Raw genomic sequence first — 18,681 nt, forward strand, 5'->3', positions numbered from 1 at the left:
CTGAACAGAACGCCAACCTTCGGGTTGGCGTGATCGTTCCCACGCTCTGCGTGGGAACGCCTCAAGGGACGCTCCGCGTCCAGTGACGCGGAGCGTCACGGACTGCATTCCCACGCAGAGCGTGGGAACGATCAAACGATCCTGGGTCGCCTCGCAACATTTCCGTGCAACTCCTCCCAACCAATTTCCCGCATCGCCCGATTTTGGTGCTGTACTGCCTCAAGCAACCGAAGAAAGCGCCAGCGCCGCTGGATGGCATAAGTCTTGCGCGCTTTCCAATACGCTTAGGGCTCGCAGGAGGCACGCCGTGTCGATTCATGTCGCATTGCACCACGTCACGCATTACCGCTACGACCGCGCCGTCGAGCTCGGTCCGCAGATCGTTCGCCTGCGCCCGGCCGCCCACAGTCGCACGCGGATTCTGTCCTATGCGCTGAAAGTTTCCCCCGAGCAGCATTTCATCAACTGGCAGCAAGACCCCCAGGGCAATTACCTGGCGCGGTTGGTGTTCCCGGAGAAAACCGATGAGCTGCGGATCGAGGTCGATTTGCTGGCGGAGATGGCGGTCTTCAATCCGTTCGACTTTTTCCTTGAGCCCTACGCGGAAAAGATCCCTTTCGCCTACGCCGCGGACGAGCGCAAGGAACTGGCGCCGTACCTGGAAACCTTGCCCCTGACGCCGAAGTTCAAGGCCTATCTGGACGGCATCGACCGCACGCCGCTGCCGAGCGTGGATTTCCTGGTGGCACTCAATCAGCGCCTGAGCGAAGACATCGGCTACCTGATCCGCATGGAGCCGGGGGTGCAAACGCCCGAGCACACCCTTGAACAGGCTTCCGGTTCCTGCCGCGATTCAGCTTGGTTGCTGGTGCAGCTGCTGCGCAACCTCGGGCTGGCGGCGCGTTTCGTCTCCGGCTACCTGATCCAATTGACCGCCGACGTCAAAAGCCTCGACGGCCCCTCGGGCACGGAAGTGGACTTCACCGACCTGCACGCGTGGTGCGAGGTCTATTTGCCCGGCGCCGGCTGGATCGGCCTGGATGCGACCTCGGGGCTGTTTGCCGGTGAAGGACACATTCCGTTGGCGTGCAGTCCCGATCCGGGCTCTGCGGCACCGATCAGTGGTCTGGTGGAACCGTGCGAGTGCGAATTCACCCACGAAATGTATGTGGAGCGGATTTGGGAAGCACCACGGGTCACCAAGCCCTACACCGAAGATCAGTGGCTGGCGATCCAGGCGCTGGGCCGGCAAATCGATGCCGACCTGCTGGAAGGCGACGTGCGCCTGACCATGGGCGGCGAGCCGACCTTCGTTTCCATCGATGACCCGGACGGTGACGAGTGGAACACCGCCGCGCTCGGGCCGGACAAGCGTCGGTTATCCGCTGAGCTGTTCCAGCGCATGCGCAAACGCTACGCGCCCAAAGGCCTGGTGCATTTCGGTCAGGGCAAGTGGTACCCCGGCGAGCAACTGCCACGCTGGTCGCTCAATTGCTACTGGCGCCGCGATGGCGTGCCGATCTGGCACAACAGCGCGCTGATCGCCGATGAGCAGGAAGACTACGGCGCCGATGGCGAGCTGGCCGGGCGTTTTCTGGCGAGTGTCGCCGAACGCCTGAACATTCCGATACGTTTTGTTTTCTCTGCCTACGAAGACAATTTCTATTACCTCTGGCGCGAAGGCACGTTGCCGCAGAACGTCAGCGCCGAAGACTCACGTCTTGAAGAACCGTTGGAGCGGGCGCGCCTGCGTAAAGTCTTCAGCCAGGGCCTGGACAAGGTGATCGGCCAGGTCCTGCCGCTTGCGCGCACCGCCAAGGGTGATCAATGGCAAAGCGGTCGCTGGTATCTGCGTGACGAGCATTGTCGATTGGTGCCGGGGGATTCGCCGCTGGGTTATCGCTTGCCGCTGGGCTCGCAGCCTTGGGTGAAGGCGGCCGAGTATCCGTTCATCTACCCGAACGACCCGAATCAGGAATTCCCCGCGCTTCCAGACACTCAGCAGTTGAACAGTCCGGGCGCGCCGGCCGAAGCGGTCGAGCGGGATCTGGAGGTCGATGAATCCGCCGATTGGCTGACCCGCACCGCGTTCTGCGCCGAGGCTCGGGAGGGCCGGCTGTACCTGTTCATGCCGCCGCTGGAACGGGTCGAGGACTATTTGGAACTGGTCACCGCGATCGAGGCCACGGCGCAGGAACTGCATTGCCCGGTGTTGCTGGAAGGCTACGAGCCGCCGAGCGATCCTCGCCTGAGCAACTTCCGCATCACCCCCGATCCAGGCGTGATCGAGGTCAACGTTCAGCCGTCCGCCACGTGGGATGAGCTGGTCGAGCGCACCGAGTTTTTGTACGAAGAAGCACGCCAGACGCGGCTGACCACCGAGAAATTCATGATCGACGGCCGGCACACCGGCACCGGCGGCGGTAACCATTTCGTACTGGGTGGCGCGACGCCGGCTGACTCACCATTTCTGCGACGTCCCGATCTGCTGCGCAGCCTGATCAGCTACTGGCATAACCATCCGTCCTTGTCCTACCTGTTTTCCGGATTGTTCATCGGCCCGACATCTCAGGCGCCGCGTGTTGATGAAGCGCGCAACGATGCGTTGTACGAGTTGGAAATCGCCTTCGCCCAAATGCCGGAACCGGGCGAGGAGTGCACGCCATGGCTGGTCGACCGGTTGCTGCGCAACTTGCTGACCGACGTGACCGGCAACACGCACCGCGCCGAGTTCTGCATCGACAAACTTTATTCACCCGATGGCGCGACGGGGCGTCTTGGACTGCTCGAGTTGCGAGCCTTTGAAATGCCGCCGCATGCACGCATGAGTCTGGCGCAGCAGTTGCTGCTGCGGGCACTGGTGGCGAGGTTCTGGCGCGAGCCTTACGCGCCGCCGAAACTGGCGCGCTGGGGCACAGAGCTGCATGACCGATTCCTGCTGCCGCACTTTATCGAGCAGGACTTCGCGGATGTGATCGTCGATCTCAATGCCGCCGGCTATCCCGTGCGGGCGGAGTGGTTTGCCGCGCACCTGGAATTTCGCTTTCCCAAGGTCGGCGATTACGCCGTCAGTGGCGTCGAACTGGAAGTGCGTCAGGCGCTGGAGCCTTGGCATGTGCTGGGCGAGGAGGGTGCGGTCGGCGGCACGGTGCGCTACGTGGATTCGTCCCTGGAGCGCTTGCAAGTGAAACTCAACGGCCTGGCGCCGCAGCGTTATTTGCTGACGTGCAACGGCGTCCCAGTGCCTTTGCAGCCGACCGGACGCGTCGGCGAGTACGTCGCTGGTGTGCGCTTCCGCGCCTGGCAACCGGCCAACTGCCTGCAACCGACCATCCCGGTCCATGCACCGTTGGTGTTCGACCTGCTCGACACCTGGATGCAGCGCTCGCTGGGTGGCTGTCAGTACCACGTCGCCCATCCTGGCGGGCGCAACTACGACAGTTTGCCGGTGAATGCCAATGAGGCCGAGAGTCGGCGTATGGCGCGTTTCTTCCGCATCGGACACAGCCCGGGGAAACTGCCTGTACCGATTCTAGAAATTAACGACGAACTGCCGATGACGCTCGATTTGCGACGTTTCTAAACCGTACGCGACGCTCGGATTTTTCGTATATCCGGGCGTCATGAGCCTGCGTTAGTCTGACCGTTCTTTGCTGTCTGCCGAGCTTTCCATGCCTGACCTGCTTGACCGCTACCCGCTGACGGCGGGCACTTATCACGAACTGCTCGACGACAGCGGCGCCGTGCGCCCGCACTGGCGTCGGTTGTTCGACCAATTGCAACGCAGCACGCCAGCGCAATTGGTGCAGCGTCAGGCCCTGTTGACCCGGCAGATCCAGGAAAACGGCGTGACCTACAACGTCTACGCCGACCCCAAGGGCGCCGATCGGCCGTGGGAACTGGACCTGCTGCCGCATGTGATTGCTGCGGATGAATGGCAGCATTTATCGGCCGGGATCGCTCAGCGAGCTCGGTTGTTGAACGCCGTGTTGGCTGACCTTTACGGCCCTCAGCGGTTGATTGCCGAAGGACTGCTGCCGGTGGAACTGGTGTTCGGTCACAACAATTTCCTCTGGCCCTGTCAGGGCATTTCGCCGCCGGACGGGGCCTTTCTGCATTTGTATGCCGTCGATCTGGCGCGCACACCGGACGGCCGCTGGTGGGTGACGGCGGATCGGACTCAAGCGCCATCCGGTGCAGGATATGCGCTGGAAAACCGCACCATCGTGTCTCGGGCCTTTCCCGAGTTGTACCGCGACCTGAAGGTGCAGCATCTGGCCGGGTTCTTCCGCACGCTTCAGGAAACCCTCGCTCGTCAGGCGCCAGGCGATGATGACGTGCCGCTGATCGTGCTGCTGACGCCGGGGCGTTTCAACGAAAGCTATTTCGAACATCTTTATCTGGCGCGCCAGCTCGGTTATCCACTGGTGGAAGGCGGCGATCTCACGGTGCGCGATGCCACGGTGTACCTGAAAACCCTCAGTGGCTTGCGCCGGGTTCACGCGATCATGCGTCGGCTCGATGACGACTTCTGCGATCCGCTGGAGCTGCGGACCGACTCGGCCCTTGGCGTACCGGGCTTGCTCGAAGCTGTGCGGCAGGGGCGGGTGTTGGTGGCCAATGCCCTCGGTAGCGGTGTGTTGGAGTCGCCGGGGCTGCTGGGCTTTCTGCCGAAGATCAATCAATTCCTGTTCGGCGAAGAACTGATCCTTCCGTCCATTGCGACGTGGTGGTGTGGCGAAGCGCCGGTGCTGGCCCAGGCATTGGAAAAACTGCCGGAATTGCTGATCAAACCTGCGTTTCCGTCACAGAGCTTCGCACCTGTATTTGGCCGCGATCTGAGTGAAAAACAGCGTCGGGCCTTGGCCGAGCGCATGCAAGCACGGCCTTACGCGTATGTTGCGCAAGAATTGGCGCAGTTGTCCCAGGCACCGATCTGGCAGGCCGAGGACGGTCAACTGCAACCACGGGCCATCGGAATGCGTGTTTATGCGGTAGCCAGTCGCGACGGCTATCGAGTGCTGCCCGGCGGTTTGACGCGGGTTGCCGCCGAAGCAGACGCCGAAGTGGTGTCGATGCAGCGCGGCGGTGCGAGCAAGGACACCTGGGTATTGGGGGATCGTCCTCCCAGCGGCGAGCAATGGAAAACCCAGCGCACGATCGGTGTGCATGACCTGGTTCGACGGGATCCGTACCTGCCGTCGCGGGTGGTCGAGAACCTGTTCTGGTTTGGCCGTTATTGCGAGCGTTGTGATGACAGCGCGCGACTGCTGCGGATCATGCTGGCGCGCTACGTCGATGGCGATGATCCGCAGGCCCTGGAAGCGGCGGTCGATCTAGGGGAGCGGCTGAATCTGTTGCCAGACGAAGGCGAGTTGCCCGAGCGGTTGTTGGCCGCGCTACTGGGCGATGATTGGCCCTTCAGCCTGCGCTCCAACCTGCAGCGTTTGCAGTGGGCGGCCTCGCAAGTGCGCGGCAAGCTCTCGCGGGAAAACTGGCAGGCGCTGGTGGAGTTGCAGCGCGAAGCCATGGAGCTGGAAACCGAAGAGCCGGATTTCGGCGAGTTGCTGGATTTCCTCAACCGGCTGGTGATGTCCCTGGCGGCGCTGTCCGGTTTTGCCTTGGACGACATGACCCGGGATGAAGGCTGGCGTTTCCTGATGATTGGCCGGCGGATCGAGCGATTGCAATTTCTCAGCGCCAGCCTGGCGGCGTTTCTGCGCGGTGCTGGCGCTTTCGATCAGGCCGGACTGGAATGGCTGCTGGAACTGGGTAACAGCAGCATCACCTATCGTTCGCGGTACTTGGCAGTGGCGCAGTTGATTCCGGTGCTTGATCTTTTGCTGCTCGACGAGCAGAACCCTCACGCGGTGCTGTTCCAGTTGAAACTGGTGACCCGCACCCTGAAACGCTTGAACGACGATTTTGGTGCGCCTCGCGAAGCGGGTCTGCCACAACTGGTGGAGCGCTTGGCGCGCTTCGATCTGGGGTGCCTGGAGAATTCGCTGTTCGGCGAAGCCAGCGTTCGCGCGGCCATCAACGGTCTGGCGGATTTGCTGCAAGAAATCGCCGATGCCAGCGGGCAAGTGTCGGATCGTCTGGCCTTGCGCCATTTCGCCCATGTCGATGATGTCAGCCAGCGCACGGTGTCTGTCTGATGAGTGCCCATTACCAGATTCTCCACGACACCCATTATCACTACGACAGCCCGGTGTCCCTGGCCCAGCAACTCGCGCACCTGTGGCCACGGGCATGCGCCTGGCAGCGCTGCACCGAGCAGCAATTACAGATCAGTCCCGACCCGACCTCGCGCCGGGATGAGCTGGATGTGTTTGGCAATCCGCTCACCCGGTTGGCGTTTGAGCGGCCGCACGTAGAATTGCTGGTCAACGCCCGGCTCACCGTCGAGGTGCTGGCCCGGCCAACGCTGAATTTCAATCAATCCCCCGCGTGGGAAGAAACCCGCAACGCGCTGACCTACAGCAGCCAGCCGCTTTCCCCTGAGTTGCTGGAAGCGTGCCGTTACCGGTTCGAATCGCCCTACGTGCATTTGAAACGCAACTTTGTCGAATTCTCGGAAAGCTGTTTTCCATCGGGGCGACCTTTGTTGGTGGGCGTCCAGGCATTGATGGAGAAAATTTTCAGCGAATTCACCTTCGACGCAGAAGCGACCCAAGTGGCAACGCCGCTGGTGGAGGTGCTGGAACGTCGGCGCGGGGTTTGTCAGGACTTTGCCCATCTGATGCTCGCTTGCGTGCGCTCCCGTGGACTGGCGGCGCGTTACATCAGCGGCTATCTGCTGACCCAGCCACCACCCGGCCAGCCGCGACTGATCGGCGCCGATGCGTCGCATGCCTGGGTTTCAGTGTTTTGCCCGGTACTGGGCTGGGTCGATTTCGATCCGACCAACAATGTGCAACCGGCGCTGGAACACATCACCCTGGCTTGGGGCCGGGATTTCTCCGATGTTTCGCCGTTGCGTGGGGTGATTCTGGGGGGCGGCAATCACGACCCCGAGGTCCGCGTCACCGTGATGCCATTGGAGTAAGTAATACAGAACCCATGTGAGAGCGGGCGTGCTCGCGAAAGCGGTGTGACAGGCGATATTAATATTGAATGACACACTGCTTTCGCGAGCAAGCCCGCTCCCACAGGGGATTTGGTATAAATTCTGGAGGGGTATTTCAGAGGGGACTGTGAGGGTCAGCAAGGAACTGCTGACCCTGGACACAGATCCGGTGGGCCTGATCAGATCATCGGGCCCTGAGGGTCTCAGGCGTCGGGCGCCTGATCTTTCGGTGCTTCAGTTTCTTCTGTAGCCACTTCGCCTTCGGCATCCGGGTTCAGTGCTGCTGCTTCTTCTTCAGCTGTAGCTTTCTTGCGCTGAAGCTTTTCCTCTTTCTTCTGCTCCTTGGCCAAGTCTCTCTGACGTTTGGCGAAGGAATAATTAGGTTTAGCCATGGGCGATCCTCTGGGGTCGAAGGTGAGGTTGAGCGGCGCATATTCTGCCCTGTATCGGTGCCGAGCCGTTAGCTGGGTTTTTGCTCTGTCCACTTCGGCACCACTGTCGGCTGCCAAGCGTCGAGGGCATCGAGCAGGGTTTGCGGCGATTCGCTCACTTGCAGCATGTCACGGTGCGCATCGCGAACGAAGCCTTCGCCGACGATATGATCAAGAAAACCGGTCAATTTACTGTAGAAACCGTTCACTTCCAGCAGACCGAGCGGTTTGCCGTGGTAGCCGAGCTGGCCCCAGGTCCAGACTTCGAACAGTTCTTCCAGTGTGCCCAGGCCGCCGGGCAGCGCGATGAATGCGTCGCTGAGCTCGGCCATCCGCGCCTTGCGCGCATGCATGCCGTCGACCACTTCCAGGCGAGTCAGGCCACTGTGGCCGATTTCCTTGTCTTTGAGGCTTTGCGGGATGATCCCGATCACTTCACCGCCGGCCGCCAGTGCCGCATCGGCGACGATGCCCATCAGCCCGACGGCGCCGCCGCCATAGACCAGTGTCAGCTTGCGTTCAGCCAGTGCTCGCCCCAGGGCGACAGCCGCTTCACGATAAGCCGGGTTGGTGCCGGTGCTGGCACCGCAAAATACACAAACGGACGCTAAAGACATGCCTTACTCCATGGTCAGGATGGCCACAGAGTAAAGGCAGGCGCGCGGCGCTCCAAGGTCTAAACTTCGCGTTCAGGTGTTTCACAGGTGCCGCTGGCGCCACAGGCATAAGCGGCGAGCAAACTGCGCAACAGACTATTAAAGGACATGACAGGCGCTCCAGATGAGGGATGACGCCCTGATGATAGGGCCGGGCCAGACGTCTGGCTGGTAGATTGTTTCGATAGGTGTCATAGCCCGAAAGTTGTATACAATTTTTGATTCAGGTCATAGGAACTTGCGAAGTTTTCAGGCAGTCTTCTGTCCATTCGCACTTTTGTTAACCCTGCCTTGGAGATTCACCATGTTTGCCAAACTTGTTGCGGTATCCCTGCTGACACTGGCCAGCAGCCAACTGATGGCTGCCGAATGCAAGGTCACTGTCGACTCCACCGATCAGATGTCCTTCAACACCAAGGCCATCGAAATCGACAAAAGCTGCAAGACGTTCACCGTTGAACTGACTCACTCCGGCAGCTTGCCGAAGAACGTCATGGGCCATAACTGGGTGCTGAGCAAAGAAGCTGATATGCAGCCGATCGCCACCGCGGGCCTGGCCGCTGGCATCGACAAGCAATACTTGCCGGAAGGTGATGCTCGCATCATCGCCCACACCAAAATCATTGGTGCCAAGGAAACCGATTCGGTGACCTTCGACGTGTCGAAGCTCGATGCCAACGAGAAGTACGGCTTCTTCTGCTCATTCCCGGGCCACATCTCGATGATGAAAGGTACGGTTACCCTGAAATAATCGATTCGAGCTCATAAAAAAGCGTCCCGATCGGGACGCTTTTTTTGTGCCTGATATTTGACCGTGTCATTGTTCTTCGCGGGCAAGCCTCGCTCCTACAAGGACAGCGCTGTACCTGTAGGAGCGAGGCTTGCCCGCGAAGGCGTCGGTACAGACGCCACCGCCCTTATGGCGCGAACGGCATCACCCGCTTGTGATGCGTCTTTTTATACGTATCACAAATAATCTTGAACGCTTCCTCCCGCACCGGCTGGCCGTGCAGGAATGCGTCGATCTCGGCGTAGGTCACGCCGTGGGACGCTTCGTCCGGTTTGCCCGGTGAAAGGTCTTCAAGGTCGGCCGTCGGGATTTTTTCCACTAGCGATTCCGGCGCGCCGAAACTGCGGGCGATGTCTCGAACCTGGTTTTTCACCAGACCGCTCAACGGGGCCAGGTCGCAGGCACCATCACCGAACTTGGTGAAGAAACCCATCACCGCTTCCGCCGCGTGGTCGGTTCCGATCACCAGGCCCTGTGCCGCGCCGGCGATGGTGTACTGGGCGACCATGCGCATCCGCGCCTTGGTGTTGCCGAGTACGAAATCCACCGAGACCGCGTGCTTGCCTTCGAAGGCCGCCACTTCATTGGCCAGGTATTTCACTGCCGGGCCGATGTTCACGGTGTGACGTTCGTCCGGGGCGATGAAATCCACCGAGGCCTGGGCGTCGTGTTCGTCGAACTGGGTTTCGTACGGCAGACGCACGGCGATGAATTTGTAGCTTTTGTCGCTGGTTTGCTCGCGCAGTTCACGCATGGCGCGTTGGGCCAGCAGGCCGGCGGTCAGGGAGTCGACGCCGCCGCTGATGCCGAGGACCAGGGTCTTGAGCCCGGAATTGACCAGGCAATCCTGAATGAAGCTGATACGCCGGGCGACTTCGGCCTCGAGGGCGGCATGGTCGGCGAACGGCGGTTGAACGTTAAGCTGCTCAGCAATCTCACGCTGTACGGCTTGCATGAATTCACTCCTTGCTAGTTGTGCCAAATGTGCTGGAAAGGGCGGCAGGTACTTTGAAAACGTGTCGCAAATAGGCGACGAAATTCGGGTCTTTGCAGTGAGTCTTGCCAGGCTCATCGGAAATCTTTGCCACGGGCTGGCCGTTGCAGGCCGCCATTTTAAGCACGATGCTCATCGGTTCGACACCCGGAATATCGCACGTCAGGTTAGTCCCGATACCGAAACTGACATTGATCCGCCCGCGCAACGCCCGGAATATTTCCAGAGATTTGGGCAGTGTCAGGCTGTCGGAGAACACCAGCGTCTTGCTCATCGGGTCGATGCCGAGCTTGTGGTAGTGAGCGATGGCCTTTTCCGCCCAGATCACCGGGTCGCCGGAATCGTGGCGCAAACCGTCAAAAAGCTTGGCGAAATACAGGTCGAAATCGTTGAGGAAAGCATCCGTGGTAATGCAGTCGGTGAGGGCGATCCCCAGCAGGCCGCGGTACTCGCGGACCCAGCAATCGAGGGCGGCAATCTGGCTGTCGATCAGCCGAGGGCCGAGTTGCTGGTGCGCCATGATCCATTCGTGGGCCATGGTGCCCAAAGGCTTCATGTCCAGCTCCCGTGACAGATGCACGTTGCTGGTGCCGACGAAACGCCCGGGGAAATCATGCTTGAGCACGTTCACCACTTCTTCCTGCACGCGGTACGAAAAGCGCCGACGGGTGCCGAAATCGGCTACCTGCAATTCGGATAATTCGTCCGCACTGGCGTTGGCGGTGAGCCAGTCGAACTTGCGGTAGAGCTGCTCGCGGGCCTGTTCCAGAACGATTTCGCGGTAGCGATAGCGGTTGCGCACTTCGCTGACGATGGACAGCAGCGGCACTTCAAACAGGATCACATGCAGCCATGGCCCGCGCAGACGGATGAACAGCTCGCCGTTTTCAATCCCGGTGTGAACGTAGCGCAGGTTGAAGCGGAACAGCCCGAGAAAACGCAAGAAGTCCGGCTTCATGAAGCTGATGCGCTCCATGAAACTCAACTGGTCGGCGCTCAGGCTCAACTCGGCCAGCCGCTCGATCTGGAAGCGGATCTCCGCCAGATACGGACGCAGATCCTCACTGTTGCGGCAACGAAACTCCCATTCGACGTCCACGTTCGGGTAGTTGTGCAGCACCGCCTGCATCATCGTCAGTTTGTAGAAGTCGGTGTCGAGCAGGTTCTGCACGATGCGATCGCCAAACACGCTCTCGCTCATAACGCGGTTCTCCAGACGGGCCGCGCGTTGCGCGGTATCAATCAATGGCGCTAGTGGCGCATATCCCACGTGAAGATTGCCAGCGATTTTTTGTTTTGCGCCGGCTCTTGCCTCTGACGCCATCTATGCTTTGCTGCCAGAAGCCTCGTCCGTTTCGGTATACCCATCAAGCGCGGCTTGAATGACGGCCTCAAGACGCTCCCAGCTGTTCAATACTCTGCGAGCAGGGAATGGCGAGGAACGAGGTTTGTTTCAACCGCTTTGATCATTGCTGCCCTGAGCATTTCATAAGTTGCTGTTTCAGGCATGGGTGAACTTCCCCTTGAAGGTGATTTGCTCCATTGCGTCCACTCCATCCTGAAGTAACACATAAACGGGAAGTATCAGCGATACAGATCCGAGTCGTTGGTGTGCTTGATGGTTACGGACGTCAACGTGTCCAGAAGGCCGACAGCCGCGCGAATTCTGAAAAAGGCATCTTCGAATAACTGGTTGGGTGCGGCATGTGAGTCTATGAAGTAAGTGGGTGTATCGGTCGCATTGGTTTTAAGTGGGAAATAGCGATTCATGTCGAGACATCCTCAAGATTTTTTTGACGTCATAAATCAAAGAACGGTTTGTTCTTCAATAAGAGTTGATAGGGGGCATTTACTAAGTTGCTGAGCCATTACTGAAACGAATGGCTCAGCAGTCGGCTAACTCAAGCAGATTGCGTGCTTGCTCCGCTGGAAACCGGCGTTGCACTGCGATTTGCCATGTGTGGAGCTCCTGACTGCGGGGGCCACGCCAGAGGATCGAGGTCCAGATCAAGAAACTTGCTGGAATCGAAGATCGGCGTCTTTATCCCGGCGCGACGCTGATTGTCGTAATCTCGCAAGATTCGCATGCAAATTTTAAACAGCAGCGCCATGGCTACAAGATTGACCAGCGCCAGCAAAGTCATGGTGATGTCGGCGAAAGCGAGTACGGTCGAAAGATCTTCGACCGATCCCCAGAACACCAAGACCAACACCATCGAGCGATATAACAACAATGTTTTTCGAGGGGTGCCAAACATAAACCGGAGGCTGTTCTCCCCCAGGTAATAGTTGTAAAGCATTGCCGTGAATACGAACAATGCCAGCACCACGCTGATGAACATGCGCCCCCATTCACCGACCACTGCAGCCAACGAATTTTGTGCCAGCGCGACTCCGTCGCCTTCAAATCCCGGTGAGTAGAAACCTGAAAGCAAAATGAGTAATGCAGTGCAGGTGCAGATCACGAATGTGTCGACGAACACGCTGAATGCTTGCACCACACCTTGTGCTGCCGGATGGTCGATTTTCGCCACCGAAGCAACATTGGGAGCGCTACCTAGTCCCGCCTCGTTGGAAAACACACCACGCCTTACACCCATGATGATTGCGCTCCCGAGCAATCCACCAAAAACCTGATCCAGACCGAATGCGCTTCTTATGATAGTCATCAGCATTGCGGGAACCTGATCAAACTGCAGCACGATCACGTACCCCGTCACTCCGATGTAAGCGAGCACCTTCAGGGGGACTAACAAGTCGGCCACCGAAGCTATTCGCTTTATCCCTCCAATAAAAACTGCTCCGAGCAGCAACGACAACGCGAGCCCCGACCACATGGGCGCCAAGCCGAAAGCGTCTTTGAGGGAGTGCGATACTGCATGAGATTCAAGACCATTGATTGCAAATCCAAACGTCACCAACAGTAGAAGCGCTGCAATGATTCCGAGCCCGCGTTTGTTTAGCCCGTGCTGGATGTACCAGGAGGGTCCACCTCGATACAGGCCATTTCCATCGCTGCGTTTGTAGAGCTGGCCCAGCGTACATTCGAAGAAGCTGCTCGACATGCCTAGCAAGGCTGTCATCCACATCCAGAACACCGCGCCGGGCCCGCCCATGCTCACGGCAATCCCGACCCCGACGATATTGCCGGTACCCACCCGCCCGGCAAGACTGAGGGTCAATGCCTGAAACGCGCTCAAATGATGGCCACCGGTGCGCCAACTGCCCTGCAGGACAGAGAACGCATGCAGGAAGTATCTGAACTGGACGAATCTTGATCGTATGGTGAAGTAGCTACCCAGTCCGAGGACTACAGGAATCAAAACCTTTCCCGAGAGAAAGTCGTTGATGACGTCTAGCATTCAAAGCTCCTTGCTAAGTGCTGGCGAGTTGTTGGCATAGCCAAATCCCGAAGCCTTTCGGGACCCGTAATATCCAGCCATATTTCCCTGAGCGCAATTTCGCTAGTTGCTTAAAAGTGATGCGAGTTGCTGCTATGGTTGCGCCTTCTCAACCTGTTTCAAGGATATTTATGGGGGAGTTTCTTCCTGCCAACTTAAAGCTTCTGTGTAGTCACTACAGATCTGTCGCAGAAGTCTGTAGGAAGATTCGAATTAATCGTGGTCAATTTAATAAGTACCTTTGTGGGAATAGCGTTCCTACACCTTTTAATCTGAAACGTATCTGTGATTTCTTTGGGGTTGAGGCGTTTGAAATAACACTTCCAACCGAGCAATTCATCACGTTGATTGGTGTGAAATCGAGGAAGACCAGCCACTCTGGTGAGGGCACGGAATCACAGAAAATGCTCGAACACCTGCGTCGAAAATCCTCTCCAGAACTCAAGGCCCACATCGGTTATTACTATGAGTACTATCACGCAATGACGGAGCCCGGCTCCATCTTGTGCTCGTTGGTGCATGTCCGTGTAGACGGACCGGACGTGGTCTACGAGCGAAACGAGCGCTTGCAGATTGCCGGGGTGGAAGGCGAATTTGAGCGGTATCGATACGTCGGCACTGCTTATTATCTGCGAGATCGCCTGTTTCTCATCGATTACGAGTCACTGACCTCAAACGAAATCAGCCAAACCATTCTCATACCGAGCTTCAAAAGCTGCATCACACGGCTTAATGGCCTGAAGATGGGCGTTTCGGCCGCAGATCATCGAGCCCCCGCATGCTCGAGAGTTGTTTGGGAGTATCTGGGGCAGGAAATCAACCGGAGCGATGCCTATCGACGGGTGCGTCTGTATGACGTTAATGACCCGGCTATCGATGAAGACCTGCGTGCACGACTCGCTCAAGCCATGGTTGTCCATGGGCTGTTTGTTATTGCGTGACGGATGTTGTTTGGGAACGCTGCGCAATCCTGCAAATCGGCTTTTGTAGCTGTCGAGTTATTGCCAGCGATTTTTTGGACAGTGCACATTCCTGTGGGAGCGGGCTTGCTCGCGAAAGCGTAATGCCAGCCAACATTGATGTTGAATGTACTGGCGCCTTCGCGAGCAAGCCCGCTCCCACAGGGAGTTGTGTGAAGCTTCAAATGGGTGGCGTGTCCGGGCTATCAATCTGCTCCAGCATCCACTTCACAAAATCCCGCACTTTTGGCACTTCCGCCGAATGCTCGGGATATGCCAGGTAATAGGCATCGGTGCTGGGCATTGCGTGCTGCCAGGGTATGACCAGTTTGCCGTCGGCCAATTCCTCTTCCACCAGGAAGCGCGGCAACAACGCCACGCCGCAGCCGACCTGGGCTGCGCGGATGCACATGTAAAAGGTTTCGAAGCGTGGGCCGTGGTAGCTGTGTTCGGTGTGGTAGCCCTGACTGTCGAACCAGTCGTGCCAGGCCTGGGGCCGCGAGGCGTTTTGCAGCAGGACCAGGTCGGTGAGTTGTGTAGGATCGGTGAACGGCGTGTCCGGCAGACTGCCGGGGGCGCAGACCGGCACCAGCTCCTCGCCAAACAGCTTCAGGCATTCGGTGCCGGGCCGCGAGCCCTGGCCGAAGTAGAACGCCAGGTCGCTGCGACCTTGCAGCAAGTCATCGGCTTCCTGCTCGCTGCACAGGTCCAGATGGATTGAGGGATGGCGCAGACGCCAACCTTTCAAGCGTGGCACCAGCCAGCGTGCGCCGAAGGTCGGAGGCGTTGAAACGCGCAAGACTTCGGTCTCGCCGCCGTAGGAACGCAGGTAATGGGTCGACATCTCGACCTGTGTGAGGATTTTTCGTACCTCCACCAGGTACAAATCACCGGCCGGAGTCATTTGCAGGCGTCGGCGCACCCGGCGAAACAACAGGTGCTGCAGCAACTCTTCAAGTTGCGCGACCTGTTTGCTGACGGCGCTCTGGGTCAGGTTCAGCTCTTCGGCGGCCCGGGTGAAGCTCAAATGCCGGGTGACGGCCTCGAAACACTGCAGTGCGGTGATCGATGGCAAGTAGCGTTTATTCAGCATGGACGGTCCTTTTTCTTGTTTCTTTTACTGCCAGCAATTCAAAGCATGAATAAACGGAATGATATCTCTCTTAAAGGTCGTTTGTTGGGTAACCTCCGGGGAGCTAAAACTACAGGTCTGATCAGCCGTGAATATCCGGCTGTACGTTTTCTGTTTTTTGCTTGAGGAGTGACCCATGGTTGCCGCATTGCTTGATCGTCTTGGTGTGAACCCGGCCCTGTACCAGAACGGCAAAGTGCCGGTGCATTCGCCGATCGATGGCAGCCGGATCGCCGCCGTGAACTGGGAAGGCGCCGCTGAAGTCGAGCAGCACATCAGTCGTGCAGATCATGCGTTCGAATTGTGGCGCAAGGTCCCGGCCCCGCGCCGTGGCGAACTGGTGCGCCAGCTGGGTGACATCCTGCGCGAATACAAGGCCGACCTCGGCGAGCTGGTGTCCTGGGAAGCGGGCAAGATCACTCAGGAAGGCCTGGGTGAAGTTCAGGAAATGATCGACATCTGCGATTTCGCCGTCGGCCTGTCCCGTCAACTGTACGGTTTGACCATCGCTTCCGAGCGTCCTGGCCACCACATGCGCGAAACCTGGCACCCGCTGGGCATCGTCGGTGTGATCAGTGCGTTCAACTTCCCGGTCGCGGTCTGGGCCTGGAACACCACGCTGGCGCTGGTCTGCGGCAACCCGGTGATCTGGAAACCGTCGGAGAAAACCCCGCTGACCGCACTGGCCTGCCAGGCGCTGTTCGACCGCGTACTGAAGAACTTCAGCGACGCCCCTCCACACCTGAGCCAGGTGATCATTGGCGGCCGCGATGCCGGTGAGGCCCTGGTCGATGACCCGCGTGTCGCGCTGATCAGCGCCACCGGCAGCACCCGCATGGGCCGTGAAGTAGCGCCGAAAATTGCCGCACGTTTCGCCCGCAGCATTCTGGAGCTGGGCGGCAACAATGCCATGATCCTCGCCCCAAGCGCCGACCTCGACATGGCCGTTCGCGCCATCCTGTTCAGCGCTGTCGGCACCGCCGGTCAGCGTTGCACCACCCTGCGTCGTCTGATTGCCCATGAGTCGGTGAAGGAAGAAATCGTCACCCGCCTCAAGGCTGCCTACTCCAAAGTGCGCATCGGCAATCCGCTTGAGGGCAACCTGATCGGTCCGCTGATCGACAAACACAGCTTCGACAACATGCAGGACGCGCTGGGACAAGCCTTGAGCGAAGGCGGCCGGGTGTTTGGCGGCAAGCGTCAGCTGGAAGACAAATTTCCTAACGCTTACTACGTCTCGCCGGCCATCGTTGAAATGCCGGAGCAGAGCGATGTGGTCTGCAACGAAACCTTCGCGCCGATCCTGTACGTAGTCAGTTACAAGGACTTCGACGAAGCCCTGCGCCTGAACAACTCGGTGCCACAAGGCCTGTCCTCGTGCATCTTCACCACCGACGTGCGTGAAGCCGAGCAGTTCATGTCGGCTGTGGGCAGTGACTGCGGCATCGCCAACGTCAACATTGGCCCGAGCGGCGCGGAAATTGGCGGCGCGTTTGGGGGTGAGAAAGAAACGGGCGGTGGTCGTGAGTCCGGTTCCGATGCATGGCGCGGCTACATGCGCCGTCAGACCAACACCGTGAACTATTCGCTGGAGTTGCCGTTGGCTCAGGGCATTACGTTCGACTGATAGGCCCCTTCGCGGGCAAGCCTCGCTCCTACAGTGACGGTGCGGTATGACACCGAATCTGTAGGAGCGAGGCTTGCCCGCGAAGCTTTTGCTTTGTTGTTTGTTAGGTTTCTGTTGGAGTCTGGCAATGCCGTTACGCGAAGAGTGTCTGTGGGAAAAACTGACGCCGCAAAGGCCTGACAACGCGGCGCTCAAAGGCGAAGTGAAGGTCGATGTCTGCGTCATCGGCGCCGGCTTCACCGGTCTGTCGGCGGCGGTGCATCTGCTGGAAAAAGGTAAAACGGTCTGCGTGCTGGAAGCCCATCGCGCTGGTCATGGCGGTTCGGGACGCAACGTCGGGCTGGTCAACGCCGGGATGTGGATTCCACCGGACGAGATCGAAGCCGGGTTCGGCGAAGTGGTCGGCAGTCAGCTCAATCGCATGCTGGGTGCGGCGCCGTCCCTGGTGTTCAGCCTTGTGGACAAATACAACATCGATTGCCAGTTGCGCCGCGAGGGCACGCTGCACATGGCGCACAACGCCCGTGGCGAAGCCGATCTGCGCAGTCGTGAAGAACAATGGAAACGTCGCGGGGCGCCGGTCGAACTGCTGACCGGACAAGCTTGCGAGCAAGCGACGGGCACCAAAAAGATCGCTGCCGCGTTGCTCGACAAGCGTGCCGGCACGATCAACCCGATGGCTTACACCACGGGGCTGGCCATCGCGGCCATCAGCCTCGGCGGTCAACTGTTCGATCATTCTGCGGTCTCCCGACTCGAACGTCAGGGCCAACGCTGGTCGGTACAAACCGCTCAGGGCTCGGTGCTCGCCGAGCAAGTGGTCATCGCCTCCAACGCTTACACCGAAGGCGACTGGACCGAGCTGCGGCGCAATTTCTTCCCCGGTTATTACTATCAGGTGGCTTCGGTCCCGCTGACCGAAGACGCCGCGCAGCAAATCCTGCCCGGCGGCCAGGGTTCCTGGGACACTCGCCAGGTACTCAGCAGTATTCGTCGCGATAAGGACGGTCGCCTGTTACTCGGCAGTCTCGGCAATGGCAATCAGAAACCGGCCTGGTTTCTCAAGGCCTGGGCGGATCGGGTTCAGCAGCACTATTTTCCCTATCTCAAACCCGTGGAATGGGAATGCACCTGGACCGGTTGCATTGCGTTTACCCCTGACCACTTGATGCGTTTGTTCGAACCGGCGCCCGGTTTAGTGGCAGTCACAGGTTATAACGGTCGGGGCGTGACGACGGGGACGGTGGTCGGTAAAGCCTTTGCCGATTATCTGTGTAACGGAAATCCTCAGGCGCTGCCGATACCCTTCGCCCCTATGCAGCCACTGGCGGGGGTGGGTTTGCGCAGTTGTCTGTACGAGGCAGGTTTCTCGCTGTATCACGCAGGCCAGTGCTTGCGGATCGTTATTTGATTGTTGAAATTTGTTGCTGGAAGCGGCGCTTTTTCGCGCAGCGACTAGCCTGTAAAAGGTGCGGGTTGTAGCAGTACCGCACCAGCAGTGTGCACTTCGGTGACGCACGTTGTTACAGGCTGGTTGCACGTCGTTTGGCGCCGCGGTTGCAATGATGGCGCGTGCGGGTTGCGCCTTTAAAAATAAATGGTTTCACCTTCCGCGGTTTAGA

The 18,681-nt window shown here is 58.9% G+C and carries 14 protein-coding genes; 7 read left to right on the forward strand and 7 right to left on the reverse strand.

Features of this window, described 5'->3' with window-relative positions:
• The first annotated feature begins 307 nt into the window (after nucleotides 1-307).
• The 3 genes from EYC95_RS01750 (at nucleotide 308) to EYC95_RS01760 (ending at nucleotide 7,048) form a co-directional block, all read left to right on the forward strand.
• Nucleotides 308-3,583, forward strand: coding sequence for a DUF2126 domain-containing protein (locus EYC95_RS01750; RefSeq protein WP_131058824.1), 3,276 nt, complete (start codon nucleotides 308-310; stop codon nucleotides 3,581-3,583).
• 88 nt (nucleotides 3,584-3,671) lie between these two features.
• Nucleotides 3,672-6,158 carry a circularly permuted type 2 ATP-grasp protein gene (locus EYC95_RS01755; protein ID WP_131058825.1) on the forward strand — a complete coding sequence of 829 codons (2,487 nt, stop codon included), beginning with the start codon at nucleotides 3,672-3,674 and terminating at the stop codon, nucleotides 6,156-6,158.
• Entirely contained in the window at nucleotides 6,158-7,048 is an 891-nt protein-coding gene (locus tag EYC95_RS01760; protein ID WP_131058826.1) for a transglutaminase family protein, read from the forward strand. The genes EYC95_RS01755 and EYC95_RS01760 overlap by 1 nt, the downstream gene beginning before the upstream one ends.
• A 224-nt stretch (nucleotides 7,049-7,272) precedes the next feature.
• Here the strand turns inward: EYC95_RS01760 and EYC95_RS01765 are convergent, their stop codons facing one another.
• Nucleotides 7,273-7,461 (reverse strand): hypothetical protein, encoded by a 189-nt coding sequence (locus EYC95_RS01765; RefSeq protein WP_131058827.1) that lies wholly within the window; start codon nucleotides 7,459-7,461, stop codon nucleotides 7,273-7,275.
• A 68-nt stretch (nucleotides 7,462-7,529) separates the two neighbouring features.
• Nucleotides 7,530-8,117, reverse strand: coding sequence for a TIGR00730 family Rossman fold protein (locus tag EYC95_RS01770; RefSeq protein ID WP_131058828.1), 588 nt, complete (start codon nucleotides 8,115-8,117; stop codon nucleotides 7,530-7,532).
• Nucleotides 8,118-8,460: 343 nt separating this feature from the next.
• Here EYC95_RS01770 and azu point away from each other — a divergent pair, with 343 nt between their 5' ends.
• On the forward strand, nucleotides 8,461-8,907 hold the full coding sequence (azu, locus tag EYC95_RS01775; protein ID WP_131058829.1) for an azurin: 447 nt from the start codon (nucleotides 8,461-8,463) through the stop codon (nucleotides 8,905-8,907).
• Nucleotides 8,908-9,073: 166 nt separating this feature from the next.
• Here the strand turns inward: azu and nadE are convergent, their stop codons facing one another.
• The 4 genes from nadE to EYC95_RS01795 form a co-directional block, all read right to left on the reverse strand.
• A complete protein-coding gene (nadE, locus tag EYC95_RS01780) occupies nucleotides 9,074-9,901 on the reverse strand; it encodes an ammonia-dependent NAD(+) synthetase (protein WP_131058830.1) in 828 nt (275 codons plus the stop codon).
• A gap of 4 nt (nucleotides 9,902-9,905) precedes the next feature.
• Complete coding sequence (pncB, locus tag EYC95_RS01785; RefSeq protein ID WP_131058831.1) at nucleotides 9,906-11,141, reverse strand: nicotinate phosphoribosyltransferase; 1,236 nt, start codon at nucleotides 11,139-11,141, stop codon at nucleotides 9,906-9,908.
• A 383-nt stretch (nucleotides 11,142-11,524) separates the two neighbouring features.
• Entirely contained in the window at nucleotides 11,525-11,710 is a 186-nt protein-coding gene (locus tag EYC95_RS01790) for a hypothetical protein (RefSeq protein ID WP_256656897.1), read from the reverse strand.
• A gap of 131 nt (nucleotides 11,711-11,841) precedes the next feature.
• On the reverse strand, nucleotides 11,842-13,302 hold the full coding sequence (locus EYC95_RS01795) for a sodium:alanine symporter family protein (RefSeq protein WP_131058832.1): 1,461 nt from the start codon (nucleotides 13,300-13,302) through the stop codon (nucleotides 11,842-11,844).
• 170 nt (nucleotides 13,303-13,472) lie between these two features.
• On the opposite strand from EYC95_RS01795, the gene EYC95_RS01800 reads away from it, so the two are divergent.
• Nucleotides 13,473-14,282 (forward strand): helix-turn-helix transcriptional regulator, encoded by an 810-nt coding sequence (locus EYC95_RS01800; RefSeq protein WP_131058833.1) that lies wholly within the window; start codon nucleotides 13,473-13,475, stop codon nucleotides 14,280-14,282.
• 199 nt (nucleotides 14,283-14,481) lie between these two features.
• On the opposite strand, the gene EYC95_RS01805 is transcribed toward EYC95_RS01800, so the two are convergent.
• The gene (locus EYC95_RS01805; protein ID WP_131058834.1) at nucleotides 14,482-15,393 is read right to left on the reverse strand and encodes a LysR family transcriptional regulator; all 912 of its coding nucleotides are present in this window, start codon (nucleotides 15,391-15,393) and stop codon (nucleotides 14,482-14,484) included.
• 175 nt (nucleotides 15,394-15,568) lie between these two features.
• Between EYC95_RS01805 and EYC95_RS01810 the strand changes: the two genes are divergently transcribed.
• Both EYC95_RS01810 and EYC95_RS01815 read left to right on the forward strand, forming a co-directional pair.
• Nucleotides 15,569-17,059, forward strand: a complete 1,491-nt coding sequence (locus EYC95_RS01810) for an aldehyde dehydrogenase family protein (protein WP_131058835.1) — start codon at nucleotides 15,569-15,571, stop codon at nucleotides 17,057-17,059.
• A gap of 127 nt (nucleotides 17,060-17,186) precedes the next feature.
• Nucleotides 17,187-18,470, forward strand: coding sequence for an FAD-binding oxidoreductase (locus tag EYC95_RS01815; protein ID WP_131058836.1), 1,284 nt, complete (start codon nucleotides 17,187-17,189; stop codon nucleotides 18,468-18,470).
• Nucleotides 18,471-18,681 lie beyond the last annotated feature (211 nt).

Origin of the sequence: Pseudomonas sp. BGI-2, from assembly GCF_004310295.1 — a bacterium.
Lineage (GTDB): Bacteria > Pseudomonadota > Gammaproteobacteria > Pseudomonadales > Pseudomonadaceae > Aquipseudomonas.